Below are 432 nucleotides of genomic sequence, written 5' to 3'. Positions count from 1 at the left end.
CTGACATGCCTGACTTTGGATAGGCTCACAAAACAATTTCCCAAACTCCCCTCCCGTTTCGAAGTTGTCCCCAAGCGAATGCACGGCTCGAAAGCAGCCCCGCTTTGATACTTGATGCAAATGCATGGCGCTCGTAGCATCTGGTATTCTCTGCTGGTTGGCTTCGGACTCATTTCTTTGCGAGTAGGAGTGTAACGACGGTGCGGAAACTGAATCTGTCAGGGCTCGCTCCCGAGCGCTCAGCCCAATAGAGCACCACTCCCGGGCACAGGCTGATTGGCTTGACGCTCGCGGTCATAGCGACGCGCCGGCTCGGCCGGTACCAGGTCTTTCAGCCGTAACAGTCCGGCGTGTGCCAGCACTCGCCCCACCGTCGCTTCGGACACGCCGGTTTGCATAGCAATGTGCTTGCCGGTCAGGCGCTGCCCGCGC

General features: G+C 59.0%; 1 pseudogene. It reads right to left on the bottom strand.

The window, feature by feature from the left end:
* Positions 1–287 precede the first annotated feature (287 nt).
* Positions 288–432: pseudogene (locus EN852_RS35325) on the bottom strand (IS481 family transposase); the annotation flags it as partial.

The organism is Mesorhizobium sp. M2E.F.Ca.ET.209.01.1.1, from assembly GCF_004010375.2.
GTDB lineage: Bacteria > Pseudomonadota > Alphaproteobacteria > Rhizobiales > Rhizobiaceae > Mesorhizobium.
This window is presented reverse-complemented; position numbering and strand designations above follow the sequence as displayed.